This is a genomic window from Kitasatospora sp. NPDC056446 (assembly GCF_042796115.1).
In the GTDB taxonomy this organism is placed as follows: Bacteria; Actinomycetota; Actinomycetes; order Streptomycetales; family Streptomycetaceae; genus Kitasatospora.
This window is the reverse complement of record NZ_JBHTRF010000018.1, coordinates 101,853-128,280: the sequence shown is the minus strand read 5'-3', so window position 1 is coordinate 128,280 and position 26,428 is coordinate 101,853. Positions and strand designations below refer to the sequence as shown.

The following is a 26,428-nucleotide window of genomic DNA, read 5'->3' as shown; positions in this document are numbered from 1 at the left end:
TCCGGATCTAGGGTTCCCACATGGCTATTCGGCGGACCGACTTCACCCTGGTCGGGATCGGCGGCTCGTGGCACCGCAGGTGCTTCGACGAGCTTTGTCGACCGCGCGCAACGCGCTGACCGCCCCGGTCCCACACCCGCCCCGGTCGGCGCCCCCTCCTCGTCCGGATCCGTGCCCGACGCCCGTTCGCGTCCCCGACGGATCCCTGCCGCAGCACACCGCGTCCACGGGGGCCGACCGGCCGCCAGCTAGGGGGACCGCATCGCCATGCGCCACCACAGACGTCCTGCCTCCGTACCCGGAGGTGCACGATGGCACCAGTGAGCACGTTCGCCGCCCCGGCGGGCCCGCGCGGCCGCCGGCACCCCGCCCGCCGCGGCGCCTGCACCGGCCCCGGCCCGGCGGACGCCCCCGGCCCGGGCCCGGCCGGGCTGCACGCCGAGATCGACAACCCGCTCGACCTGATCGCCGGTCACCAGCTGCTGGCCGAGGCGGCGGCGCCCGCCGCGGAGCAGCCTGCGGAGGGCTGCGGCTGCGGCCACCCGATGTGCGTGGACGAAGGCCGCGACCGCACCGCGACGGCCCGGGTGTTCCTGGTCGAACGGCACTCGGTGGCCAGTGCCGGGCTGCGCAGCGTGCTGGCCACCGCGCCCGGACTGGTGGTGGTCGGCTCCACCGGTGACCCGCTGCGCGCGGTCGCGGCGGTGCACCGGATCGCCCCCGACGTCATCCTGCTCGGCCGCGGCGCGAGCCTGGAGGGGGACCTGGCGGCCGTGGTGGCGCTGCGCGGAGCGGACGGGGCGCCCGACGCCCGGGTCCTGCTGCTGCGCCGGGCCGAGTCGACCGCCGAGGCGAGCCGGATGCTGCTGGCCGGGGCGAGCGGCTGCTTCCCGCTGGACCTGGCCGGGGAGCGGATCATCGGGGCCGTCCAACTCGCCGCCGCCGGGGGGTCGGTGTTCCTGCCGGCGCCGCCGCCGGCCCGGATCCACGCGGCCGCCCCCGCCCGGCACGTCGGCGAGCTGCCCCCGCAGCAGGCCGGGCTGACCGAGCGCGAGCGGGAGGTGCTGGTCAAGCTGGGGCACGGGCTGAGCAACGCCGAGATAGGGCGCGAACTCGCCCTGGCCGAGGCCACCGTGAAGAAGCACCTCACCCAGGCCATGCGCAAGATCGGGCAGCCCGACCGGCTGCGCGCCGCGCTCTACGCCCACCGCCACGGGCTCGCCGGATAGCCCCGTCGGCGCCTGCTGTCCGCCGTCTGCCGTTCACCGTCCGTCGTCCGTCGTCCGTCGTCCGTCGTCCGCCGTCCGCTGTCCACCGTCCGTCGTCCACCGCCCGAGGGCGGGTCCCGCGATCTGCGCGGGGCCCGCCCTTCGTCGTGTCCGGGGGCGGGCGACGGACGGCGCACCGGGCCGCTCCGAAGGGCGACCTTCGGAGCATCCGCACGGCGACGATCGGCGCCCTGACCGGCGCCGTTCGGGGCTACCGGGGGGTGCGGCCCGCTTCGTAGCGTGGCGGGAACGACGACGACGCGACGGCCCGAGGGGCCGTACAGCCGAAGGGAGATGGCCCGATGGGGGGTGTATCCGACGGGACCGGCGGTCCGACCGGCCCCGGTGCCCGGCCGGGGGCCGAGGCCGGCCCGCGTACGGCGGTGCTGGCCGCCGGGAGCGGACCGCGCTCCGACGCGGAGCAGCCGAGGTCGCCGTACCGCGCGATGTCGGACGCCGAGCGGTCCGCGCTCTGGCGTCAGCGGCTGCACGAGGCCGAGGCCGGGCTGACCCGGTACCTGGTGTCGCGCGGGGACGAACTGCACCTCACCGACTGGTTCGTGCTGCAGTCCGAGCTGTTCGCCGACCTGCCCGCGCAGGACGCGCCGGCCGTCGAGTGGCAGCGGGTGTTCTTCCGTGACCAGGCGCTGATGGAACGTTTCCTCGTCCTGCGGTACGGCGAGCCCGTCCTCGGGGACTGGGCCCGGTCCAACGCCGAGGTGCACCGCGAGGTCGAGCCCGACCACGGCCGGGGCGCCGCCGACCCGATCCACCGGATCGCCCGGCAGGCCGAACTGTACGGATCGGACTACGAGTTCGACGACGACGCGGCGCCCGGCCCCGAGCACGCGGCGCTCACCATCACGCACTGCGCGATCTGGGACTACCGCGAGAAGGCCCGGCGCTCGGGCGTGCGGCTGACCCTCGCCTCGCCCTGCACCTACTGCACCGAGGCGCTGTCCGCCAACATCCGCGCCAAGGGCTACCGGCCCGCGCACCGCCTGACCCACGGCCCGACCGGCCACGGCTGCCGCTGGGAGTCCACGGCCTCGACCACGGCCGCGACCGGGCCCGCCGAGCCGACCGCGAGCACGGCCGGGCCCGCCGAGACCGCTGCGCCGACCACGCCCGCCGCCACCGACGACCCCGGGGAGTCCTGACCATGTGCGGAATCACCGGTTGGATCGACTGGGACACCGACCTCCTCCACCACGCCGGCACCGTCCGCGAGATGGCCGCCACCCTGGCCTGCCGCGGCCCGGACGCCGACGGTGTCTGGCTCTCCCGCCACGCCGCCCTCGGCCACCGCCGGCTCTCCGTGATCGACCCGGACGGCGGCGCCCAGCCGCTCGCCGACCGCCCCGGACCGGACGCCGCCGCCGTCCTCGCCTACAACGGCGAGCTCTACAACCACCGCGAGCTGCGCACCGAACTGGAGGCCCTCGGGCACGTCTTCCGGACCCGCTCGGACACCGAGGTGGTCCTGCGCGCCCACCTCCAGTGGGGCAGGTCCGCGCCGACCAGGTTCAACGGCATCTTCGCCTACGCCCTGTGGGACGCCCGGCGCGAGGAACTGCTGCTGGTCCGCGACCACCTCGGCATCAAGCCGCTCTACTGGCATGCCCACCGCAGCGGCGTGCTGTTCGGCTCCGAGCCGAAGGCCGTGCTCGCCAACCCGCTGTTCCGCGCCGAACTGGACACCGAGGGCATCGCCGAACTGTTCGCGCTGCCCGCCGCGCCGAGTGCCGGCCACGGGATCTTCCGGGGCCTGCACGAGGTCCGGCCCGGCCACCTGGTGGTCGTCGAGCGCGCCGCCACCCGGGAGGTCCGGTACTGGCAGCTGGAGTCCGCCGAGCACCGGGACGACGCCGCGACCACCCGGCAGACCGTCCGCGACCTGCTCGCCGACGCCGTCGAACGCCAGCTGATCAGCGACGTGCCGCTGTGCACCCTGCTCTCCGGCGGCGTCGACTCCAGCGCCGTCACCGCCCTGGCCGCCGCCGCCCGCGAACGGGCCGGCCAGGGCAAGATCACCAGCTTCTCGGTGGACTTCCCCGGCAGCGCCGACCGCACCCCCGACGCCTGGCGGACCACCCGCGACGCCCCGTACGTGGAGGCCGCCGCCGAACACATCGGCACCCTGCACACCACCGTCCTGGTCCCCGACGACGACCTGCTGGACGCCCGCGACGCCGTCCTGCGCGCCCGCGACCGCCCCGGCTGGGGCGAGATGGACGCCTCCCTGCACCTGCTCTTCCGCGAGGTGCGGCGGCGCTCCACCGTCGCCCTCTCCGGCGAGGCCGCCGACGAGATCTTCGGCGGCTACCCCTACTTCCACGACGCCGCCGCCGTCGGCGCCCCGACCTTCCCCTGGCTGCACGGCCGGGCCACCCCGGCGGACCTGCTGCGCCCGGACGTCCGGGCCGAGGTCCGCCCCGAGGAGTACACCGCCGCCGCCTACCACCGCTCGCTCGGCGAAGTGCCGCGCCTGCCCGGCGAGTCGGCCGCCGACGCGCGGATCCGCGAGGTCTTCCACCTCGCGCTCACCCGCTGGCTGCCCCCGCTGCTGGACCGGGTGGACCGGGTGTCGATGTCGGTCGGGCTGGAGGTGCGGGTGCCGTTCTGCGACCACCGCCTGGTGGAGTACCTGTGGAACGTCCCGTGGGCGCTCAAGGCACCGGAAGGACGCTCCAAGGGGCTGCTGCGCGACGCCGTCCGCGACCTGCTCCCGCCGCAGGTCACCGACCGCCCCAAGAGCGGCTACCCGTCCACCCCGGCCGTGCGCTACACCGAGGTGCTCACGGCCCGGGCCCACGAGCTGCTGGCCGACCCGAACGCGCCGGTCTTCGAGCTGGTGGACCGTGATCTGGTCCGCCGGCTGCTCGCCGAGGGCCGACCGCTGCCCAGCCCGCGCACCGCGCCGAACCCGGTCGGCGGCCTCGACCACCTGGTCCAGGTCGACGAGTGGCTGCGTGCCTACAAGGTGGGGCTGCGATGAGCGGCGCCGCGCAGGCCGCGCCCGCCCCGGACACCGTGGACGCCGCGGACCCGGTCCGCGAGGAGGACTTCCGGGCCGCCTCCCGCGGCTGGACCAGCGGGGTCGCGGTGGTCACCACCCGCTCCGGCGAGGAGGTCTTCGCCAAGACCGTCTCCTCCTTCAGCACCCTCTCCCTCGACCCGCTGCTGGTCACCGTCGCGATCGGCCGGCACAGCCCGCTGGTCGCCGCGGCCCGCGCCTCCGGACGGTTCGGGCTGTCCGTACTGACGGACCGCCAGGCCGCCGTGGCCCGCCGGTTCGCCACCCCCGGGGCCGGCCGCGCCCTCGGCGCGTTCACCGCCGTACCGACGCGGACCGCCGCCACCGGCGCCCCGCTCGTCGAGTCCGCCCTGGCCTGGTTCGACTGCCGGCTGCACACGGCCCTGCCCGGCGGCGACCACACCATCCTGGTCGGCCGGGTCGCCGCCGCGGCCCGCGGCGACGGCGCACCCCTGCTCTACCACGACGGCCAGTACCGCGTACTGGCCCCGACCCCCCCTCACCACCACCGGAGTTGGCGCATGACACTGCTGGACACCGTCACCGGTCGCGGCGCGCCCGCCACCGCCCGAGGCCTGCTGACCGGCGACCGCTACCGGGCCGAACTCGACGACGGCCGCGAGCTCTACCTCGACGGCAAGCGGATCACGAACCCCGCCGAACACCCCGCGTTCCGCCCGGCCGTGGACGAACTGGCCCGACTGATCGACCTCCAGCACGACCCCGAGCACCGCGACCTGCTCACCTGGCAGGACCCGGACAGCGGCCTGCGGCTGGCCCGCGCCTACCAGCCCCCGCGCACCCTCGACGACCTGCGGGTGCAGCGCCGCAGCGCCGAGTTCTGGCACGCCGAGGCACTCGGACAGCAGGGCCGCTCACCCGCCTTCATGGCCTCCATCGCCGTCGGGCTTTACGACTTCCGGAACCGGCTCGCCGGCGCCGACCCGCGCTTCGGCGCCAATGCCGAGGCCTGGTACCGGCACTGCGCCACCAACGACCTCGTCCTCTCGCACGCCCTCGGCGACCCGCAGATCGACCGCTCCGCCAACCCGCTGGACGACCCGGACCTCGCCCTGCGCGTCATCGAGGAGAACGACAAGGGCATCGTGGTGCGCGGCGCCAAGCAGCTCACCACCCTCGCCCCGCTCGCCCACGAGGTGCTGGTCTACCTCTCCGCCTCCTTCACCGAGGGCCGCGGCGAGCAGTTCGTCAGCTGGTTCGCGCTGCCCCTCAATACCCCAGGCCTGGTCACGCTCGCCCGCGAGCCGCTCGGCAGCGCCCCCTGGGGCCACGCCCACCCGCTCGGCGCCCGGTACGACGAGCAGGACGCGATGCTGTTCTTCGACGACGTCCTGGTGCCCTGGGAGCGCGTCTTCCTGCTCCGCGACGCCGCCCTGGCCCGGCTCGGCCTCGGCCGGATCAACGCCTGGAGTGCCTACGTCGGCCACATCCGCTACCGCGAGCGGCTGCGCACCCTGCTCGCCACCGCCACCCTCGTCGCCGAGTCGATCGGCGTGGACGGCTTCCGCAACATCCAGGAGGACCTCGGGCGCCTCGCCGGGTACGCCGAGCTGACCGAGTACTTCCTGGACGCCGCCGAAGCACGCGGCGGCCTCACCGACGGCGGCCTGTTCGCCCCCGGCGACACCGCCGCCTCCCGGGTCTGGTCGGCCGAGGTGGCCGGCAGCGCCGTCGAGATCGTCCGCCGGATCGGCGCCTCGGGACTGCTCATCCAGCCCACCGAGGGAGACCTCGCCAACCCCCGGCTGCGCCCCCACCTGGACCGCTACATGCGCGGACGCGGCATCGACGCCGAGCGCAAGGCCCGGCTGTTCCGGATCGCCTGGGAGCTCACCGGCGACGGCTTCGGCCAGCGCCAGGACCTCTACGAGTACGTGCACCGGGGCGACCTCGCCCGCAACCGGATCAACCTCTTCAAGCGGTACGACCAGAGCGAGGCCCGCGAGCGCCTGCTCCACCTGGTCGACCGCCCCACCAGCGCCGAGGAGAAGCAGAAGTGAGCGCGTCCGCCGTCGAGATCCAGTCCCGCACCCTCGCCGGGTACGCCGACGCCAGCCGGCTGCGGCAGGTCCAGGACCGGGACTGGGTGCTCGACCAGGTCACCGACACCCCCGAGTCCCTGATCGACCTCGGCAGCGGGATCGGCCAGCTGCTGCAGGCCGCTCTGGAACGCTTCCCCGGCCTGCGGCGCGCCGTCGGCCTGGAACGCTCCGAGCACCGCATCGCCGAGGCCGCCGACCGGCTGCGGCCGTACGGCGAGCGGGTCGCCCTGCACCAGGCCGACCTCACCAGGCCCGAACCGCTGCCGTTCCGGGCCGACCTGATCACCCAGACCTCGGTGCTGCACTGGCTGTACCCGGACGAGGAGCGGATCTTCGCCTGGGCCGGCGCCCACCTCACCCCCGGCGGCCGGTTCCTGCTCACCAGCTACCACCCCGCCCGGGACGGGCACGGCCTCGGCGGCGAGGACGAACTGGTCCGCGACGCCCTGGTGGCCCTCGGCACCCCGTACGACGAGGTGCCCGGCGTGTTCTCCGCCGGCGGGGTGCTGCCGATCGCGACCCGCACCAGGACCGTCGAGGACCTGGCGGCGGTGATCGGCCCGCACCTCACGGTGGCCGGCCACCTGGAGCGCGACGCCGTCGTCACCGTCGACAGCGCCGAACAGTACGAGCACTTCCACGCCGCCACCTTCGGCGACTACTACAGCCGCCTGGTGCCGGAGGACCGCCGGGCCGCGTTCTTCCGCGCCGTCGGCGAGAGCGCGTGGCGCCGGCAGCAGGAGCGCGGGAACGTCAGCCACATGCCCGTCCGGCTCTGGACCCTGACCCCGCGGCAGCCGGCCTCCCGTTAACAGCGTGTGTAGCCCGCCGCTCACCCCTGGGGTGGGCGGCGGGCTGCGCCTACGCTGGGGCCGTACCCCCCGAGAACCCCGCAGCACCGAACGACGCCGAGGAGCCCCACCGTGTCAACTCCCCCCACCGGACGGGAACTCGGCGCCTTCCTGCGCGCCCACCGCGAACTCCTCAAGCCCGCCGACGTCGGCCTCACCGCCACCACCCGCCGCCGCACCCCCGGGCTGCGCCGCGAGGAGGTCGCCTCCCTCTCCGGCGTCGGCCTGGCCTGGTACACCTGGGTCGAGCAGGGCCGGGTCGCCGCGTCCCGGCAGGTGCTGGAGGCGATCGCCCGGGTACTGAAGCTGGACGACGCCGGCCTGCGGCACGCCCTGCGCCTGGCCGGCTTCCACGAGCCCGCCCCGGCGGCCGGCCCCGAGGGCGCCGACCGCATCGTCGAGGCGATCCAGCCCGTCCTCGACTCCTGGCCCACCAGCCCGGCCGTCCTGCTGGACCGTCACTTCGACCTGCGCGGCTGGAACGGCGCGTGGGCGGCGCTCTGGGGCTCGCCCGAGTTCGTGCCCGCCGACCGGCGCAACCTGATGTGGGTGATGGCCGCCCACCGGCGGGTGCGCGCGGTGCTGCGCGACTGGGAACCGCTCGCGATGAACGTCTTCCAGCACTTCCGCGCCCAGGCCGGGCCGGCCCTGGCCGACCCCCGCACCCGCGAGGTCTACCGGCACCTGGACGAGGACGCGCCGGAGCTCCGCCACTGGTGGGGATGCCACTCGGTGGCGGAGCTGACGGTCCGCACGGTCACCGTCGAGCCGGCCGGGCTCGGCCCGGTCCGGCTGACCCTGTCGTCGTTCCACCCGGTGGACGACCCCTCGGCGACGGTGCTGCTGTTCACCCCGGTCGGCGCCGCCGACCGGGCGCGGATGTCCGAACTGGTCGAACACCCGCTGCGCGCGGTCGGCGGCGTGGAGGAGCAGCGCCGGGTCGGCTGACCCGGGAGGGGCTCAGGCCTGCGGCGCGGCGGCGGCCGCCCGGCGCAGCCCCAGGCTGACCGCCAGGCCGCCGAGCGCGGCCACCAGGGCGAGCCCGGCGCCGATCAGCAGCGTGCCCTCGGCGACGTCGCCGAAGGTGCCCACCGCCCAGGCGCCGACCCCGGTCCCCGCGTACATGGTCGACGTCAGCCACGCGCTGGAGGTCGCGCGGAACTCCGGGGCGATGGTGCCGGCCAGCGTCTGCTGGTCCGTCACGAAGCCGCCCGAGGCGACGAACCACACCACCACGCCGGCCAGGGCGAGCACCAGGCCCGGCCCCTCGGCCGCCACCGCGATGCCGGCCGCCAGCAGCAGGCCCCACAGCGGCAGCAGCGGCAGGTCGGAGCGCCCGGCGCCCCGGGCCCGGTCGCCGAGCCGCCCGCCCAGCAGCGAACCCGCGATGCTGCCCGCGCCGACCAGCACGCCCACCAGGCCCAGCGCCTGCACCGAGAGGTCGAAGCGCTGCACCAGCAGCGCGCCGAGGAAGGTGTAGGCGCCCAGGTTGGCCGCGTTGAAGGCGGTGTTGACCAGCAGGGCGCGGCGCAGCGTGGGGTCGGCCCAGCCCGCCAGGATCGCCCGGACGGCACCCACCCGTGCCGCGGTCGCCTTGGCCGTCGGGGCCTGGACCTGGCGCAGCAGCAGCGGCACGGCCGCGGCGGTGCCGATGGCCAGCGCCCAGAACGCCGAACGCCAGCCGGCCAGTCCGGCCAGGAAGGCGCCGAGCGGCACCCCGATCACCTGGCCGGTGGAGAACAGGGCCATGCCGAGGCCGAGCGCCCGGCCGCGGACCGCCTCGGGCGCGGTCTCGGCGATGTGCGCCCAGATCGCGGGCCCGGCCGCGGCCGCCGCCAGCCCGGCCACCGCGCGGGAGACGACCAGCAGGGTCAGCCCGGTGGACAGGGCCGCCGCGGCGTTGGAGAGCACGAACAGCACGGTGCCCAGGACGAGGGTGCGGCGGCGGCCGACCCGGTCGCTCAGCAGCCCGAGGAAGGGCGCCGCGATGGCGTACACCAGCACGTAGGCGGTGACGCTGGAGGCGGCGGCGGCCTCGCTGGTGTGGACCGAGCCGGCGATGGTCGGCAGCAGCGGCGAGACCAGGAAGGTCTCCGTGCCGAACAGGAAGAGCAGGAGGAACACCCCGGCGTAGCGCCACCGGTCGAAGGCCTGCGCCGACGCGGCCGGCGGCGGGACCTCCTCGGCCCGGGCGGACGGGGGCGTGACCTCCTCGGCCCGGTCGGGCAGGGGCGGGTCGGAGATGCTGCTCACGGCGAAGTACCACCTTCGGGTACGAAGGCGCGGCCGGGCCCTCGGACGGCAGGCGGAAGCGGCCGCGACGGCTGACAGGGATGTCCGATGCGGCCATCCTGCGGACTGCCCCGGCACCCAGCCAGACAGGCCCTGATCCTGTGACTCGGGCTCACAGGCTGAGCCCGGCGGTGCCGGTCGGCGCTCCCGCGACCCTGTCGTTCATGGCGAGACCTGCTACGGCCGGTTGCCGGGCCGGTCCGCTCGGTTCCACGATGGCAGCCCGCCGGGATGCCGGGGGCGGGTGACGAACTCGCTTCCGAGGGAAGCGAGTTCGCCCGGGTGGCGGCTGGGGCGGGGCCGCCGCGCGTTCCGGTGCCGGACCCCTGGGCAGCAGCCCCGGGATGTGCTGACATGTCCATGCCACACATCGGTGCCAGATCCTCGATCGAAGGGGAAACCCATGCTGCTCCGCGCACTGGCCGCCGCGGCCGCCGTCGCCGCGTCGCTGTCCGGCCCGTCGGCCTTCGGCGTCGACCCGCTCCCGACCCCGCCGGACCGGATCGTGATCGACGTCGCGACGGTCAACGGCTCCGGTTGTCCGGCGGGAACGGCCGCCGTGGCCGTCTCCCCGGACAACACCGCCTTCACCGTCACCTACAGCGACTACCTCGCCCAGGTCGGCGTCGGGTCGAAGCCGACCGACTTCCGGAAGAACTGCCAGCTCGACCTGCGGGTGCACGTCCCCCAGGGCTTCACCTACGCGATCGCCTCCGCCGACTACCGCGGCTTCGCCCACCTGGAGAAGGGCGCCGGCGGGATAGAGCGGGCCAACTACTACTTCCAGGGGCAGCCCCAGACCGCCTACCAGGCCCACCGGTTCGACGGTCCGAGGGACGACAGCTGGCAGGCGACGGACACCGTCGACGTCGCCGCCCTGGTCTGGGCCCCGTGCGGGGAGGAACGCAACTTCAACATCAACACCGAACTGCGGGTCGCGGCCGGCGGCTCCGACCCGGCCCGCACCACCAGCTTCATGACGATGGACTCCACGGACGGCAGCATCAACACGCTGTACCACCTCGCGTGGAAGCAGTGCCCCTGAGCCCCCGACCCCTGAGTCCCCGCCCCCTGACCCCCTGACCCCCTGACTTCGTGACCTCCCGGCCGGAGGAGCCGCTGTCGGTTCCTCCGGCCGGGCCGTCACATCATGCGGTCATGCGGTCATGCGCTCAAGTGCTCGTGCGGATACGGCTTGTGGTGCAGCCGGTTCCACGCGTCCCATGAGCCCCACGAGCCGAACGACCCCAATGACGCCCACGGCTCCGGCGGGCAGGGGTCGGGCGGACACGGCTCCGGCGGGCACGTCTTGTGGTCCTCGACCGTGACCTCCACGCACGGGCAGTCCTTGGTCAGCTCGACCGTGGTCACCGCGGACTGCGGCAGGTCGTACCCGGCGGGTGCCGCGGTCTCCTGCCAGTAGTAGGTACCGAGCGGGAGGTTGTTCGCGGAGCAGACGCCCGAGGCCGGGGTGGTGCACGGGGCACCGACGGGGGTGTCGGGGTTGGCCCCGGTGGTCTGGAGGCCGGGGACGCCGTTGGTCTCGCGCCAGAGCTGGAAGACGGCGCCGGCGAGCGGCTGTCCGGTGTCGGCGTCCACCTTGGTGACGCTGGTCGAGCCGGTCTGGGTGACCGTCTTGGTGTCCTTGACGGTGACCGGGATGTTCTGGCCGTTGGTGTCGAGGACGACGGTGGTCACCGCGGTCTGCGGCAGGTCGTAGCCGGGGGGTGCCGCGGTCTCCTGCCAGTAGTAGGTGCCCAGCGGCAGGCCGTCCGCGGTGCAGGTGCCGTTGGCGGGGGTGGTGCAGGGGGAGCCGACGGCGGTGTCGGGGTTGGTGCCGGTGGTCTGGAGGCCGGGGACGCCGTTGGTCTCGCGCCAGAGCTGGAAGGTGGCGCCGGCGAGGGGCTGCGTGGTGGCGGAGTCGACCTTCAGCACGCTGGTGGTACCGGTGGGGGCGGTGGTCTTGGTGTCGGCGACGGTGACGGCGACGTTCTGTCCGTTGGTGTTCAGGACGACGGTGGTCACGCTGAGGTCGGGCAGGTCGTAGCCGGGGGGTGCGGAGACCTCCTGCCAGTAGTAGGTGCCGAGCGGCAGGCCGTCCGCGGTGCAGGTGCCGTTGGCGGGGGTGGTGCAGGGGGAGCCGACGGCGGTGTCGGGGTTGGCTCCGGTGGTCTGGAGGCCGGGGACGCCGTTGGTCTCGCGCCAGAGCTGGAAGACGGCGCCGGCGAGCGGCTGCGAGGTGGCGGAGTCGACCTTCAGCACGCTGGTGCTGCCGGTGGGGGTGGCGGTCTTGGCGTCGGCGACGGTGACGGCGACGTTCTGTCCGTTGGTGTTCAGGACGACGGTGGTCACATTGAGGTCCGGCAGGTCGTAGCCGGGAGGAGCTGCCGTCTCCTGCCAGTAGTAGGTGCCCAGCGGGAGGTTGCTCGCCGAGCAGGTGCCGTTGGCGGGGGTGGTGCAGGGGGAGCCGACGGGGGTGTCGGGGTTGGCCCCGGTGGTCTGGAGGCCGGTGACGCCGTTGGTCTCGTGCCACAGCTGGAAGGTGGCGCCGGCGAGCGGCTGCGAGGTGGCGGAGTCGACCTTCAGCACGCTGGTGGACCCGGTCTCGACGATCGGGGACTTGGTGTCCTTGACGGTGACCGGGACGGTCTGCCCGTCCGTGTCGAGGACGACGGTGGTCACCGCGGTCTGCGGCAGGTCGTAGCCGGGGGGTGCCGCGGTCTCCTGCCAGTAGTAGGTGCCCAGCGGGAGGCCGGTGGTGGAGCAGACGCCGTTCGTCCCGGTGGTGCAGGGGGCGCCCACCTTGGTGTCCGGGGTGGTCCCGGTGGCCTGGAGGCCGGTGACGCCGTTGGTCTCGCGCCACAGCTGGAAGGTGGCGCCGGCCAGCGGCTGCGCGGTGACGGAGTCGACCTTGGTCACGTTGGTCGACGCGGTGGGGGCGGGCGGGTTGCCGCAGTCAGGGAGGTTGCCGTTGAACGGGTAGGCGTGGAACTCGGTGCCGGTCATGCCCGAACCGGAGTTGTGCAGCAGCGAGCCGGTGGTGAAGAACCGTCCGTTGGTGCCGGGCAGGTTGACCGTGGCGGTGCTGCCCGGGTTGCCGACCAGCACGCTGCCCTGGAACTGCCCGGACCCGGTGAGGGTGACGGTGGTCGCGGTGGGAAAGTTCCACAGCAGTCGTTCGCGGAGCTGGTTCAGGGGGTCGTTGTCCAGGAGGCTGCCGCTGTAGGTGTTGATGGTGCGGGCCGGGCCCACGAGGTTGACGAGGACCGTCGCGGTCGCGGGGATGCCGGCGAACACGATGCCCTGGGTGGAGCCGCCCGGTCCGGCGATGTCGAAGTCGACGTTGAAGACCTGCAGCGCGGAGGTGCCGTCACCGGTGAGCAGGGTCTGGAAGCCCTGGTTGACGGCGGTTCCGGTGGCGGGCCGGGGCGTGGGGGTACCGGCGTAGCACGCGCTGGCCGTCTGGAGTTGGCCGCGCAGCGGCGTGTAGGCGGCCACGGCCTGCGGGTCCTGGGTCTTCGTGCCGGTGATGGTGCCGGTCGCCGTGCCCGCGTAGCGGACGACGCCCCCGTCGGCCAGGAGCCGCTGCCCCGGGGCCACGGTGACGTTGCCTCCGGCGGTGAGGAAGTCGGCGCCGTCGGGCGGGGGGACCCGGGAGCCGACGCCGGCGATGCCGACGTTGTACCCGGAACTCGCTCCGGCGGCCTTGTTCATGTCGACGTTGCCGAGGGTCACCACGTGGCCCTCGGCCTCGGCGGCCGAACCCCGGATGGAGAAGTCGCCGCCGACGAAGATGTTCACGCCGGCGTCGCGGCCGGCGAAGGGGCCGTTGTTGACGGGTGGGAAGGTCGCCGGGCAGTCCGCGCCCAGGCATGGTCCGAGGTTGCCGGGAAGAGTGGCCGCTTGGGCGGCGGACGGTGCGACGAGCGACATGCCGAAGGGCACGAGCGTCAGGGTCAGGACGGAACCGACCGCCCTGCCGAGCCGATGTCTCCAGGTGACGGCGGTCACCGGGTGCTGACTGGACTTCACCTCTGTCCTCTCATCATATAAAAGCAATGGAGGATCAGATGTTTTGACCGGGATGGAGCGGCAGCCTGCGATTCGCAGGCGGTTTCGTCACAACGCTGCGCCGAGTGCACCCGATCGGCTGTACCGGACGCGGCGGACGGGTCGGTGAGCGGGCCGCCGAGGTCGACCGGCGGGTGGGCGGCCGGGCGGCCCGGCGGGTGGCTCAGCCGGCGTCGCGGGTGAGGCGTGGGCGGAGGCGCGGGCGGGGTGCGGGCCGGCGGGTGCGGCTCTTCCACGGCAGAAGCACGGGAAATGACGTGCTGTCACGCCGATCGATCCATGAATGCATAAATCGGAATACGGGCGTCGGTGGCCGTCGGGGAAACGGATGGACCGGCTGCGCGGGTTCACCGTATCGGACGGGAATTCGCAAAGGGAGAAGTTGCCTGGTCAAAGGCGTGCGCTAGGCCGAATCCGTGAAGTGTGCATGGCATTGCAGTGGGCCGTTATCCGGCGGAGAAGCGGTCAATGCAAGGGATTTGCTCATTTCCCACTTGATTCGCGCAAGTCCCTTCCGTTCCCGGATCGGATCTGACAGCATCGTCCGCTATCCGGTGACCGAATGCCGAGACGGGCCGACCGGCTGCGCCTCGTGGAGGAGATGTGACCACCCAGGCCGGCACCACCGTGCCCGACCCCCGTCCCGTCCGGCGCCCCGCGCCCTGGGTCCACACCCGGCTGCGCGCCAGTCCGCTGGCCGCGCTGCTGATGGCGGCCCTGGCGTTCGTCACGGTCTTCCTGGCGGCGGCCTTCCCCCGCGTCGCCGACCGGGGCGCGGACGCGGCGCTCCAGGACTTCGTCCGTCAGAACGGCGTCAACCAGACCAGTCTGCAGACCACCTCCAAGACGCAGAAGGACGACAAGGCCGTCGACCTCGACCGGGTGCAGGGGCAGCTCGCCGAGGCGGTCGGCCGTCAGCTGACGCTGACTCGGCAGGGCTGGGCCTACGGCGCCCGTTCCGTGGTCGACCACGGCATGGGCAATCCGGAGTACGTCCGGATCGCGGAGAAGAAGACCGACCCGACCCTCGGCCTGCTCTACCTGGACGGCCTCGCCGACCGGGTGACGCTGACGGACGGCACCTGGCCGACCCCCGCCGCCGTCGGAGACCCGCTGCCGATCGTGATCAGCAAGAAGGCCGCCGAGACCATCCACATCAAGCTCGGTGACGTCATCGACAACGGCGAGGAGGGCGCGGGCGCCAAGCGGACCGCCGTGGTGGCCGGCCTCTACCGGGTCAACGACGTCCAGGACCCGTTCTGGCAGGACCTGGGCTGCCCGGACCGCGCCTGTCTGCGGACCGATCCGCGGCAGGAGCACTGGGCGACCACCGGATTCGTCGACGGCGGCAGCCTGCCCGCGATGGCCCACTGGGGTACGAACGCCGAGAACTTCTGGCGGCTGCCCGTCGATGCCGCCTCGCTGCACGCCGACCGACTCGACCGCACCCGCGGCATCCTCGCCTCCTTCATGACCGGGCGCGACGCCACCGCCCTGGCCGGCCTGACCGGGCGCCCCGACCTGCACACCTCCTCGGGCCTCCCCGACCTCCTCCGCCGGGCGGACGACCGCTACCGGGCCTCGCTGTCGCTCAGCACGATCGGCCCGGCCGGCGTCGCGGGCGTCGCCACCGTGGTGCTGTTCCTGGCCGCCGCCCTGAGCACGGACCGGCGCACCGCCGAGATCCGGCTGCTCCGGGCCCGCGGCGGCTCCCTCGCCGGGGTGGCGCGGCGGCTGCTGGGCGAGGGCGCGGTGACCGTCCTGCCCGCCGCCGTGCTCGGGACGGCGCTCGCGCTGGTGCTGCTGCCCACCCCCCGGTGGGAGTACGCGGTGTCGGCGGCCCTGGCCGCGACGCTGATCGCCCTGCTGGCCTTCCCGGCCCGGGCCGCCCTGCTCTGGGCGCGCCCGCGGGCGGCGGGCGGCCGGCGTCGGCTGGTCGGCGAACTCACCGTCCTGGCGGTCACCGCCGCGGCCGTGGCCGAGGTCCGGCGCCGGGGCGTCGGCACCGGCGCCGGACTGGATCCGCTGCTGGTGGCCGCTCCGCTGCTGCTCGCGGTCACCGGCGGCCTGCTGCTGGCCCGGATCGAGCCGTTGCTGGTCGGGTGGCTGGCCGCGCTCGCCGGCCGGGGCCGCGGACTGGTGGGCTTCCTCGGCCTGGCCCGGGCGGCCCGCGACACCTCGGGCCGTCGGCGGCCTTCCGCCCTGCCGTTGCTTGCCCTCCTGATCGCCGTCACCACGACCGGCTTCGGCGCCACCGTACTCACCACCGTCGACCAGGTGCGGACCCGCGCCGCGCGCATCTCCACGGGCGGGGACATCAGCGTCTCCCTCCCGGGCTACGCCACCCTGAGCGAGTCGTTCACCAAGGCCGTCGGCGAACTGCCGGGCGCCCGGGCCTCGACCGCGGCGTGGGTCGAGTCCAAGGCCCGCATCGCCGGCGCCGACCGGAGCTACACCGAGGCCCACCTGGTGATGGTGGTCGATCCGAACGCGTACGCCGAGATCGCCCGGACCCTCGGGGTCGGCGAGTTCGACCCGGCGAAGCTGGCGGCCGCCCCCGGCGGCCCGGACAGCCCGGTGCCCGCGCTGGTCAGCCGCGACCTGGCCGAGCGCCTGGCCGCCGGGTCGTCCCAGGTGCGCACGCCCAACGGCAACGACCTGCGCCTCACCGTCGCCGAGACCGTCGTCGCCACGCCCGCGCTGCCGGACCCGGGCAAACCGTTCATCGTCGTCCCCGCCGGTCCCGCCTGGGAGCGCCTGCCGGACACCAAGCGGCTGAACGAGTGGTTCGCCGTCGGCGACGTCGACCCCGAGCAGGTCAGGGCGGCGCTGCGGGACAAGAACGGCGGGGCCCAGCCGACCGGTGTCGCCAAGCTGGTCGCGGACGGCGCGGAGGCCGTCGGAAAGGCCACCCATGGCCTGCCCGCCGGGTACACGGTGCACAGCAGCCGGGAGAGGGCCGCCGAGCTCGGCGACGATCCGCTGCAGCACGCCGCCGGGCGGCTGTTCTGGTACGCGGCGGCGGCCGGCGCCGGGTTCGCCCTGCTCGCGGTGCTGCTGACGCTGTTCCGGGCCGCGCCCGACCGCACGGCGCTGCTCGCCAGGCTGCGGACGATGGGCCTGCGGCCCCGGCAGGGGCTCGCGCTGATCGTCACCGAGGCGCTGCCGCAGACCCTGGCAGCGGCCGTCGGCGGGGGCCTGGTCGCCCTGGCGGCGGTCGGACTGCTGGGCGGAGCCTTCGACATCTCGACCCTGGTCGGCGCCAGGGTCGGCGAGGTGATCACCCCCGTGCTGGTGCCGGTACTGCTGCCCACCGCGGGCCTGGCCCTGCTGGTCGGCCTCGGGGTGGTGCTGGAGACGCTGATCGCCGGGCGGCGTCAGATCGCCACCGAACTGCGGGCGGGGGAGCAGTCGTGACAGCGGGACGAGCGGGGCGGACCTGACCGTCCCGGCCCGGGCCGGCTACGACACGAGGCCCCGCGCGCCACCGTTACGGGGCGTGCGGGGCCTCGCCCCTTTCCACTGCTCTGCGCGTGACGCCTTGCTGCACGGCACGATCGGCCGAGGGGCCGGGCGTCCGGGCATCCGACGTCAGAGTTTGAACATCGCGGTGTACGGCTGGGGAACGCGTTCCTGCCGTGATCCGAAGTCGACGAGGACCGCGATGTCGCCGTCGCCTTCGACGCCGATGACCATGCCGAGGCCGAACCCGTCATGGGTGACCCGGTCGCCGACGGCGAAGTACTTGCGCGGGGGCTCCACCCGAGGCTTGAAGGGGCTGCCGGGCAGGGGGCGGTGACCTGCTGAAAATTTTGTCATCACGTCCAGTATGGGCCCGGAAGCGTGGCTGCGGGAATGATCGGCGCAGAGAATTTCCGACCGGACCTTGAAATCCCACCGGCAGGGTGAACGTTGCGCACCGCGGGAAAACCCGCCGGGGCCCGGGGGCGCGCCCAAGGGGCCTGCTGCTGAAGGGCGTTCACGGTCCGCTCGGCCCGGAGCCGGCGCCCCGGGGAGCCGCGCCGGTGAAACCGGGAGCGGGACGGCCCGCCGCGGCGGGCCGCGGCCTGCTACAGTCGAGTTAGTTGCAGTAGTGGTTCCCATGAACTTTGTGTGCGCCTGCTGATGTATTGCAGGCGCATTTTTTGTTCCCCGGCTCTTCCCCGGTGGGCGCTCCATGCGGTGACTCGAAGCGCGCGCTGTGCGTGTTTCGGTACAGTCCCTTGAAGGAGATTTTTTTATGGCTAATGGCACTGTGAAGTGGTTCAACGCGGAGAAGGGCTTCGGCTTCATCGAGCAGGAGGGTGGCGGCCCCGACGTCTTCGCCCACTACTCGAACATCAACGCCAACGGCTTCCGTGAGCTGCTCGAGGGCCAGAAGGTCGAGTTCGACGTCACGCAGGGCCAGAAGGGCCCGCAGGCCGAGAACATTCGCCCGCTGTAGTTCGACTGCCACGGCACCTGCCCAGCAGTGAGGGGCCCGCACCGCGCACATGCCCGGTGCGGGCCCCTCGGCATTGGCGCCAGGGCATGTCCCCCCCCGGCCGTCCAGGCCCATGGCTCCGCCACCGGCGGCCGTCCCCACGCGAGACGCACAGCGTCGCGTCCGGATCGGCGCCCTGCCGTGACACCTCACGGTTCAAGGTTCCTCTGCTCCCGCCTTCCGCGGTGAGCGTCGACCGCAGACGGCGTGCCGCACGGTTCCACCGTCCACGCTCCGCCCGTCACACCTCCGGCCCGTTCCCCTGCGGTCTCCGCCGGCGCCCCGCGCCGCCCCGGGCCTTCCTCGTGACGTGCCGCCCCGAAGAAGGTTTCCCGCATGAACCGCTCCAGTCGTTCCTCGCACTACAGCGCCGCCTCCCGCTCCGGCGGCAGTTCCGGGTCCCGCTCCGGCGGCAGCTCCTTCTACGGCGACCGGCCGTCCGGAGGCCGCCGCCCCGCAGGCCGGGGCAACCGTCAGGGCTCCGCTCCCCAGGGCGAGTTCGCGATGCCGGTGAGCACCACGCCGGCGCTGCCGGCCGTCGAGTCCTTCGGCGCACTCGACATGCCGAAGGCCCTGCTGTCGGTGCTGACCCGCAACGGCGTCACCGAGCCGTTCCCGATCCAGGCCGCGACGCTGCCGAACTCGCTGGCCGGCCGCGACGTCCTCGGCCGGGGCCGGACCGGCTCCGGAAAGACCATCGCGTTCGGTCTCGCGGTGCTGGCCCGTACCGCCGGGCAGCAGGCCGAGCCGCGCCGCCCGCTGGCCCTGGTGCTGGTCCCCACCCGCGAGCTCGCGCAGCAGGTCACCGACGCCCTCACCCCCTACGCCCACGCGGTGCGGCTGCGGATGACGAGCGTGGTGGGCGGGACGTCGATCAGCCGCCAGGCACAGGCGCTGAACCGCGGGGCGGAGGTCGTGGTGGCCACCCCCGGCCGGCTCAAGGACCTGATCCAGCGTGGCGACTGCCGGCTCGACGGGGTCGGCATCACGGTGCTCGACGAGGCCGACCAGATGGCCGACATGGGCTTCCTGCCGCAGGTCACCGAGCTCCTGGAGCAGGTCGCCGAAGGCGGCCAGACCATGCTGTTCTCCGCCACCCTGGACCGCAACGTCGACCGCCTGGTGCGGCGCTTCCTCAAGGACCCGGTCACCCACTCGGTGGACCCGTCGGCGGGAGCGGTCAGCACCATGGAGCACCACGTGCTGCAGGTGCAGAACTTCGACAAGAACGCCACGATCGCCCACATCGCGTCCCGCGACGGCCGGGTGATCATGTTCATCGACACCAAGCACGGTGCCGACCGCCTGGTGGACGACCTGCTCGCGAACGGCGTGAAGGCCGCGGCCCTGCACGGCGGCAAGTCCCAGCCGCAGCGCACCCGCACCCTGGAGCAGTTCCGCACCGGCCAGGTCACGGCCCTGATCGCGACCAACGTCGCCGCCCGCGGCATCCACGTCGACGGGCTCGACCTCGTCGTCAACCTGGACCCGCCGGGCGACCACAAGGACTACCTCCACCGGGGCGGCCGCACCGCCCGGGCCGGAGAGTCCGGCACCGTCGTCACGCTGGTGCTGCCCAACCAGCGTCGCGGGATGGCCCGCATGATGTCGACGGCCGCCATCACCCCCGTCACCACCAGGGTCAGCGCCGGCGGCGAGGACCTGGCCCGGATTACCGGCGCCCGCGTGCCCACCGGCATCCCCACCGTGATCGCCGACCCCGTCGTCGAGCGGCCGCGCCGCCGCCCGTCCGCGAGCCGCTCCCGCTACGGCCGCCCCACCCGGGCCTCCGGCGGCACCCGGACCGCCACCGACCGCGACAGCCAGGGCTCCTCGGACCGCCGCCGGGCGCCCAGGAGCGCCACCCGCGCCGGGTAGCACCTTCGGGCCCGATCGTCGGGCCCGATCGTCGGGGACGGCGATCGGGCCCGGGGTCGTCGCGGCCGTGGCTGTCGCAGGCGCTGCTGCCGTCGCCGCAGCCGCTACCGCCGCTCGGGCGGGGGAGGGATCGTCGCGGTGTCCGGTGCCGGCTCCGGCCAGACCAGCAGTACGGGGCAAGGCGCGTGGTCGACGACGAAACGGGTCGCGGGGCCGAGACTGTGCGGCCCGAGGCGGCTGCGGTCGCCGTCGCGGGCGAGGACGAGCAGTTCGGCGCCCTCGGCCGCCGCGACGACCTCGCGCTCGACCCGCCCGGTGCGCTCCACCCGGGCGCAGGGCCGGCCGAGGCGGTCGGCGGCGGCGTCCAGGAGGTGCCGGGCGGAGGCCGCCGCCAGGCCCTCCACCCGGGTGCCGGGATCCCGTTCGCGGTGGCCGCGGCCGAGCAGCCCGGCGAACGCGCCGTGCGCGACGCCCGGCACCTCCCGGCCGCTGACATGGAGCAGCACGACCTCCGCGCCCTGCGGCGCATGGGTGCGGGCGGCGTCCACGCAGCCGGGCCAGGTGCCTTCGGTGATCCAGACGACGACGGTCACGGGGTCCTCCTCCTCATGGTCCCGGTGCTCCTCATACCCCGATGACCTGCAACGATCCCCAGAGTGCCAGCACGGACAGGAGCAGGGCGGCGGGCACGACGAGCAGCCCGAGCCGGGTGAACTCGCCCAGGCCGATGCCGGTGTCGTGCTCGCGGACGATGCGCCGCCACAGCAGGGTGGCCAGGGACCCGGCGTAGGTGAGGTTGGGGCCGATGTTCACCCCGAGCAGCACCGCCAGGACCGCCCCGGCGCCGGACGGCACGGCCAACGGCAGCAGCACGAGGGTGGCGGGCAGGTTGTTGATGGCGTTCGCCAGCACCGCCGCCAGTACCGCCGTACCGAGCAGCGCGGGCAGCGAGACGCCGTGCGGGACGAGGTGTCCGAGCGCGGAGGCCAGCCCGTTGTCGACGACCGCCCGGACCACGATGCCCAGCGCCAGCACGAAGGCCAGGAACGGCACGGCGGCCGAGCGGACGATCGCGACCGGGGTGGTGCGTCGCCGGACCAGGGCCCGGACGGCGAGCGCGAGCGCGCCGGCCAGGGCCGCCCAGGCCGGATCGACGCCGACGACCGAGGCCAGGACGAAGCCGGCGAGCGTGCAGGCGACGGTCACGAGGGCGAACAGCGGCATCGGCGGTGCCGCCACCTCACCCGCCGCTACCTCGCCCGCGGCCGGTGCGCCCGTGGCCGGTGCGCCGGCGTCCAGGTCGGCGGCGAAGAACCGGCGTAGCACCAGGTACTCGACGGCGATCGCCGCCAGCCACGGCAGTGCCATCAGCGCGGCGAAGCGGGTGAAGCTCAGCCCGCTGGCGGCGAAGGCCAGCAGGTTGGTGAGGTTGGAGACCGGCAGCAGCAGCGAGGCGGTGTTCGACAGGTGGGTGCAGGCGTAGACGTGTGGCTTGGGCCGGGCGCCGAGCCGGGCCGCGGTGACGAACACCACCGGGGTGAGCAGCACCACGGTGGCGTCGAGGCTGAGCACCGCCGTGACCACCGAGGCCACCACGAACACCTGCGCCAGCAGCCGCCGCGGACTCCCGCCTGCGGTCCGGGCCATCCACGCCCCGCAGGCGCGGAACAGGCCCTCGTCGTCGCACAGTTTGGCCAGCACCAGGACGGCGGCGAGGAAGCCGATCACCGGCCCGAGCCGCTCGGCCTCGGCCGCCGCGTGCGCCGGCGGGATCGCGCCGGTGGCGACCACGAGCCCGGCGGCGGGGACCGCGACCACGGCCTCCGGCCACCCCCACGGCCGCACCACCGCGCAGACCAGGACCAGCGCCAGCAGCCCGATGGACAGCGCTTCCGCGAACGACGTACTCAGGGCTCTGCTCCTTGCGGGCGACGGTGGCGCATCCGTCCCCGAACCGGAAACACCAGGTCACGGCCGGTCGGTGCGGTCGGTGCGGGCCAACGGTACGCGGTGCCCACCGGGTGGGCGGACGGCGCCCCGAGAGGACGGGCGACCCGGCTGACCCGGCCGGGGTGGCCGGGCCGGCCGGGCCCTGTGCTCAGGGGCCGACCGGCAGGACGGACGTGGGTGCGGTGACCGGGAAGGGTTCCCCGGCGGGGGTCAGGCGCCCGGAGACCGGGTCGCGGTGGAAGGCCGTGAGGGTGTCGGACCTCTGGTTGGCGCAGAACAGGAGCCGCCCGTCGGGGGTCAGGGCGATGTCGCGGGGCCAGGATCCGCCGCACGCGACGATCTCGACCGGCTCGACGGTCGCACCGTGGTCCAGGAGGGCGTACACGGTGATCGCGTCGTCGCCGCGGTTGGTGGTGTAGAGGAACCGGCCGTCCGCGGACACCCGGACGGCGGCCGCGGAGTTGGCGGTCGGCGCTCCCGGATCCCGGCGCGTCTCCAGCTCGGCGGTGGGTTCGAGGCAGCCGGAGAGCGCGTCCCAGCGGCAGACGGTGAGGGTGGAGGAGAGCTCGTTGAGGACGTAGGCGTGCCCGGCCGAGGGGTGGAAGGCGAGGTGCCGGGGGCCGTTGCCGTCCGGCAGCCGGGTCGTCCGGTGCGCGCTGAGCAGGCCGGTGGCCGGGGCGAAGGCGTAGATGTGCACCCGGTCGGTGCCGAGGTCGGTGCAGAGGAGGAACAGCCCGTCCGGGGAGGGGGCGGCCATGTGGGCGTGCGGGGTGGTGTGCAGCCCGCCGGAGGCCTCCCGGCCGGGGTGGCGAATGGTCTGCACCGTCTCGGCGGCGGTCGCGTCGTCGCCGAGACGGATGACCGAGAGGACGCCGTCGTCGTAGTGGGCCGCGAAGAGGTGCGAACCGTCGGGGTGGATCGCGAGGTGGCAGGGGCCCGCGCCGCCGCTGGCGGTGGTGGCGGGCAGGCCGAGGACCCCGGTGCCGGGATCGATCGGGACGGACAGGACCTGCCCGGTCTCCTGCTCCAGGACGGCGTGCAGGACGGCGCGCGTCGGGTCGAGGGCCGCGTAGGAGGGCTGGTCGACCGGCACCGTGCCGACCAGGCTCATGGCGCCGGTGGCGTCGTACCGGACGGTGGACAGGCCCGCGCCGCGGGTGCCGGCCCGGGCGGCGCTGCCGATGACCAGCGAGCCGCCGGACGTCGTGGTCGGGAGGTGGTTCAAGGGTGCCTGCTCTCTGTCCACCGCTCGGCGAACGGTCCGTCAGGGGACGTCATCCGGGCGGCGCTGCCCGGGACCGGCATCCTACGGACGGCGGACTCGCCGAGTCGAACACCGGATCGTCGATCGGTCGGGTCAGCGGGTGTGGCTGCGGGGCCTGAGCGGGCTGCCGAGGAGCGCGGCCGCGGGGAGGGCCGGCCGCGGTCGGCGGACCGTCGGCAGCGGCCGGGGCGCGGGTCAGAGCCGTGCGGGGAGGTCGCGGCGGGACGGGACGGAGAGCTTGCGCAGCACCCTGGCCACGTGGTTCTCGACGGTCCTGGTGGACAGGTGCAGTGCGGCCGCGATCTGACGGTTGGTCAGGCCGTCGGCCGCGAGTCCGGCGACCTCCCGTTCGCGCGGGGAGAGCCCGGGATGGGCGGGCCGGCCGCGGCGCGGGGGCGCGAGGGCGCGCAGGCGGGAGCGGACCCGGGCGGCGTCGTGGGTGGCGCCGAGCCCGGTCAGCACGAGGAGGGCGTCGGTCAGCCGGTCGACGGAGTCGCGGTCGACGTCCTCGCTCTCACCCGTCGCCTCGGCGCAGCGGGCCGCGGCCTCCGCCGCCAAGGCGGACATGTACGGGCGGGGCAGCGCGGCGTAGGCGTCCGCGCCGGCGCGGTAGCCGGCCGCGGCACGCGCGAGGTCTCCGTCGTGCTCGGCCAGGGTGGCGCGGCACCACCGTCGGGCGGCCGCGGCGAGGGGCAGGTGCGGCGCGGCGGGGACCGCGAGGAGGTCCCGGGCCATCGTCCGGGCCGTGGCGGGGTCGCCGGCGCTCAGCGCCGCCGTGACGGCCCAGGGCGCCAGTTCCGCCGCCCAGGCCCAGACGCCCTTGCTCCGCAGCCGGCCCCAGGCCTGTGTCGCGTGCGTCCTGGCGTCGTCATGGTCGCCTCGGGCCAGGGCGAGGCGGACGAGGACGGTCGAGGAGAGCGCCGCCACCGGTGCCAGCTGCTGGTCCGGGTGCGGCGCCAGGTCGCCGGCCAGCCAGGCCCGGCACTGCGACCACTCGCCGCGGGCGAGGCACAGCGCGGCGAGGACGGTGCGTGCCTCGTGCCCGAGCACCGGGGTTCGCGCGGTGTCCGCCACCAGGTCGGCCGCCCGGTCGGCGAGGCCGCTCCAGCGGCCGGTGGCCCAGTCGAGGAGCAGCCGGATGCTGCGGATGCCGTGGGCGACGTGGGGACCGGCGTGGTGGCGTCCGGCCAGGGCCGCGCCGCGTTCGAGGAACGCCCGGCTGTCCTGGTAGCGGCCGAGCCACAGGGTGGCGTCGGCGGCGTTGCACAGGGCGCGGGCCCGGTGGCCGGCCGACGCGGCGTCGCCGTGGTCCCCGTTCCCGTTCCCGTTCCCCTCCTCGTCCTCGTCCTCGTGCCCGTCCTGGTTCTCGTCCGGTCGCGGGGCCGGGAGCGACTGTTCGGCCCCGGGGTCGCCGAGGGTCAGGAGCAGCCCGACGAGGTTGGCGTTGACGGCGGCCCGCAGGACGGGGTCGGTGGTGGCCGCCATCGCGGCGCCGGCCCGTCGCGCGCACTGCCGGTGCTCGGCGAGGGGGATGCCGGGCCAGTGCGGCATGGACATCGCGGCCAGGACGCGTGCGGCGAGGCCTGGTTCGTCGGGCAGGGTCCTGGCGGCGCGTTCCAGGTGCAGCCAGCTGTCGTGGTCCGGTGTCGTCGGGGCGCACAGCGACAGTCCCTGCAGCACCCGGGCCTGCGCGCGCAGCGGGCCGGGCAGGAGCGGGGCGCGGGTGAGGGTGTCGAGCAGGGCGCCGGCGTCCTGGAGGGTGAACCCGGCGAGGCGGCGCAGGGCCGTCGTGGCGAGCCTCGCGCGGGCGGGGCCGGGGATCCGGCGATCGGCGAGCAGGTCCTGGAGGAGCCGGGCGGCTTCGCGGTGCCGCCCGGCGGCGGCGTGGGTCTCGGCGGCGCGCTCGGCGGCCCGGAGCAGGCCGCGGCGGACCCCTGCCGCCAGGAGGTGCCCGGTGACCTGCGGCCAGGGGGCATCGGTGCGCCGCCTCAGTACCCGCGCCGCCCGGTGGTGCAGGTCGGCGCGTTCGGGGGCGGGCAGGCTCGCGGCCACGGCCCGGGCGGCGAGCGGTACGCGGAAGCCGTACCGCCGGGGGCCGAGGTCGGTCAGCACGGCGGTGGTGAGGGCGGCGAGGAGCGCGCGGCGGGCCGGCTCCGCCGCCAGACCGGTCAGGGCCGCCAACTCGGCCTCGGCGGCCGGTTCGTCGAGCACCGCCGCGGCGTGCACCAGCAGCCGGGCGTCCGACGGCAGGCCGGCGAGTCGGCCCAGCACGGTCTCGGCCAGGCGCGGCGGGGCGTCGAGCGCCTCGACGGCGTCCACGGTCGGCCCGTCCGGGGCGGTGCCCGCCAGGACGGGCAGGACGTCCACGAGCACCTGGGCGACACCGCCGGTGACCGCGTACAGCCGCTCGATCACGTCGTCCGGACAGCGGGCGCCCAGGGTCCGTTCGGCCAACTCCCGTGCCACCGGGGCCGGGAGCGGGCCGGTCCGGATCCGGAGGGCGGCGGCGCCGGGTGGGCAGGCGAGCGGCTCGCCCAGCAGGGGCCGGGCGGCGGGGAGGTCCTCGGGCCGCCAGGTGAGCACCAGGGCGCACCCGCTCGGCAGGGTGCGGGCCAGGCGCAGGATCCGGCTCCTGGTGCGCTCGTCGGCCCGGTGGACGTCCTCCACGACCAGCAGCGTCGGGGCGGCGGCCCTGGTCAGGGGGTCGAACACGCGGGCCAAGGCGTCGAAGGCGTGCCGCGCGCCGTCGTCGGACGGGTCGGCACAGGTCAGGGCCAGGCAACCGGATCCGGCCGGGTGGCGGCGGCGCAGTCCTTCCACGAGGTGCGACTTGCCGGTGCCGGCCGGGCCCTCCACCAGCAGGACCGTCCCGGGGCGGGCGGGGTCGCCGAGGGAACCGTGGAGCACGGTCCTCCAGGGGTCGTTCATACGCGCCTCCGCTCGTCCTGACGGTGTGTGCGGGGCTGCGCCCGCCCGCCGTCCGCGGCGGGGCCGGTGCTGTCCGGTCCGGTCCGGTGCGGGCGGGGGCGGGTGTGCGCTGGTGTGCCCACCCGTGAGGATGCCCGCCGTTCGGGGGCCGGACGCCCGCCCGATCCGCCAACGGGCCTTCCGGCTGGGCGGATTGATTGAGTATGGGTACTTCGGGCGGCCGGATTGTGTCGTGCCGGGGCCTGGCCCACGCTGATGGCCACCGCTCCGCCCGTCGGTGACCGGATCCCCCGTGCAACCGGTCCGGTCCCGGCGGGCGGCGGGCTGCCACCGCCGGCGGTTC

The 26,428-nt window shown here is 74.8% G+C and carries 17 protein-coding genes; 10 read left to right on the top strand and 7 right to left on the bottom strand.

Annotated features, from left to right (window positions below; all coding sequences use genetic code 11):
- The first annotated feature begins 320 nt into the window (after window positions 1–320).
- From ACFQ6N_RS14240 to ACFQ6N_RS14215, 6 genes are all read left to right on the top strand, one after another.
- Window positions 321–1,229: a LuxR C-terminal-related transcriptional regulator gene (locus ACFQ6N_RS14240; RefSeq protein WP_380649177.1), complete on the top strand. Its 909-nt coding sequence runs from the start codon at window positions 321–323 to the stop codon at window positions 1,227–1,229.
- Between the two features lie 341 nt (window positions 1,230–1,570).
- Window positions 1,571–2,428: a hypothetical protein gene (locus ACFQ6N_RS14235; protein WP_380649176.1), complete on the top strand. Its 858-nt coding sequence runs from the start codon at window positions 1,571–1,573 to the stop codon at window positions 2,426–2,428.
- 2 nt (window positions 2,429–2,430) lie between these two features.
- Window positions 2,431–4,266 carry an asparagine synthase (glutamine-hydrolyzing) gene (gene asnB / locus ACFQ6N_RS14230; protein ID WP_380649175.1) on the top strand — a complete coding sequence of 612 codons (1,836 nt, stop codon included), beginning with the start codon at window positions 2,431–2,433 and terminating at the stop codon, window positions 4,264–4,266.
- Window positions 4,263–6,326 (top strand): 4-hydroxyphenylacetate 3-hydroxylase N-terminal domain-containing protein, encoded by a 2,064-nt coding sequence (locus tag ACFQ6N_RS14225; RefSeq protein WP_380649173.1) that lies wholly within the window; start codon window positions 4,263–4,265, stop codon window positions 6,324–6,326. Before asnB ends, ACFQ6N_RS14225 begins: the two co-directional genes overlap by 4 nt.
- Window positions 6,323–7,180, top strand: coding sequence for a class I SAM-dependent methyltransferase (locus ACFQ6N_RS14220; RefSeq protein WP_380649172.1), 858 nt, complete (start codon window positions 6,323–6,325; stop codon window positions 7,178–7,180). The genes ACFQ6N_RS14225 and ACFQ6N_RS14220 overlap by 4 nt, the downstream gene beginning before the upstream one ends.
- Before the next feature lie 111 nt (window positions 7,181–7,291).
- Entirely contained in the window at window positions 7,292–8,167 is an 876-nt protein-coding gene (locus ACFQ6N_RS14215) for a helix-turn-helix transcriptional regulator (protein WP_380649171.1), read from the top strand.
- Between the two features lie 12 nt (window positions 8,168–8,179).
- Here ACFQ6N_RS14215 and ACFQ6N_RS14210 read toward each other — a convergent pair whose 3' ends face one another.
- A complete protein-coding gene (locus tag ACFQ6N_RS14210) occupies window positions 8,180–9,472 on the bottom strand; it encodes an MFS transporter (protein ID WP_380649170.1) in 1,293 nt (430 codons plus the stop codon).
- A 442-nt stretch (window positions 9,473–9,914) separates the two neighbouring features.
- Between ACFQ6N_RS14210 and ACFQ6N_RS14205 the strand changes: the two genes are divergently transcribed.
- Entirely contained in the window at window positions 9,915–10,556 is a 642-nt protein-coding gene (locus tag ACFQ6N_RS14205) for a DUF4360 domain-containing protein (protein ID WP_380649169.1), read from the top strand.
- A 119-nt stretch (window positions 10,557–10,675) separates the two neighbouring features.
- On the opposite strand, the gene ACFQ6N_RS14200 is transcribed toward ACFQ6N_RS14205, so the two are convergent.
- Complete coding sequence (locus ACFQ6N_RS14200) at window positions 10,676–13,543, bottom strand: SpaA isopeptide-forming pilin-related protein (RefSeq protein ID WP_380649168.1); 2,868 nt, start codon at window positions 13,541–13,543, stop codon at window positions 10,676–10,678.
- A gap of 642 nt (window positions 13,544–14,185) precedes the next feature.
- Between ACFQ6N_RS14200 and ACFQ6N_RS14195 the strand changes: the two genes are divergently transcribed.
- Window positions 14,186–16,999, top strand: coding sequence for a hypothetical protein (locus tag ACFQ6N_RS14195; RefSeq protein ID WP_380649167.1), 2,814 nt, complete (start codon window positions 14,186–14,188; stop codon window positions 16,997–16,999).
- Between the two features lie 174 nt (window positions 17,000–17,173).
- Here ACFQ6N_RS14195 and ACFQ6N_RS14190 read toward each other — a convergent pair whose 3' ends face one another.
- Window positions 17,174–17,401 carry a hypothetical protein gene (locus ACFQ6N_RS14190; RefSeq protein WP_380649166.1) on the bottom strand — a complete coding sequence of 76 codons (228 nt, stop codon included), beginning with the start codon at window positions 17,399–17,401 and terminating at the stop codon, window positions 17,174–17,176.
- A gap of 421 nt (window positions 17,402–17,822) precedes the next feature.
- Between ACFQ6N_RS14190 and ACFQ6N_RS14185 the strand changes: the two genes are divergently transcribed.
- Both ACFQ6N_RS14185 and ACFQ6N_RS14180 read left to right on the top strand, forming a co-directional pair.
- Window positions 17,823–18,026: a cold-shock protein gene (locus ACFQ6N_RS14185; RefSeq protein ID WP_030918248.1), complete on the top strand. Its 204-nt coding sequence runs from the start codon at window positions 17,823–17,825 to the stop codon at window positions 18,024–18,026.
- A 375-nt stretch (window positions 18,027–18,401) separates the two neighbouring features.
- On the top strand, window positions 18,402–19,943 hold the full coding sequence (locus tag ACFQ6N_RS14180; protein WP_380649165.1) for a DEAD/DEAH box helicase: 1,542 nt from the start codon (window positions 18,402–18,404) through the stop codon (window positions 19,941–19,943).
- 104 nt (window positions 19,944–20,047) lie between these two features.
- Here the strand turns inward: ACFQ6N_RS14180 and ACFQ6N_RS14175 are convergent, their stop codons facing one another.
- The 4 genes from ACFQ6N_RS14175 to ACFQ6N_RS14160 form a co-directional block, all read right to left on the bottom strand.
- Window positions 20,048–20,536 (bottom strand): universal stress protein, encoded by a 489-nt coding sequence (locus ACFQ6N_RS14175; RefSeq protein ID WP_380649164.1) that lies wholly within the window; start codon window positions 20,534–20,536, stop codon window positions 20,048–20,050.
- Window positions 20,537–20,567: 31 nt separating this feature from the next.
- A complete protein-coding gene (locus ACFQ6N_RS14170; RefSeq protein ID WP_380649195.1) occupies window positions 20,568–21,854 on the bottom strand; it encodes an SLC13 family permease in 1,287 nt (428 codons plus the stop codon).
- Window positions 21,855–22,041: 187 nt separating this feature from the next.
- Complete coding sequence (locus ACFQ6N_RS14165) at window positions 22,042–23,118, bottom strand: lactonase family protein (protein ID WP_380649163.1); 1,077 nt, start codon at window positions 23,116–23,118, stop codon at window positions 22,042–22,044.
- A gap of 234 nt (window positions 23,119–23,352) precedes the next feature.
- Complete coding sequence (locus ACFQ6N_RS14160) at window positions 23,353–26,085, bottom strand: LuxR C-terminal-related transcriptional regulator (protein WP_380649161.1); 2,733 nt, start codon at window positions 26,083–26,085, stop codon at window positions 23,353–23,355.
- Between the last annotated feature and the right edge of the window lie 343 nt (window positions 26,086–26,428).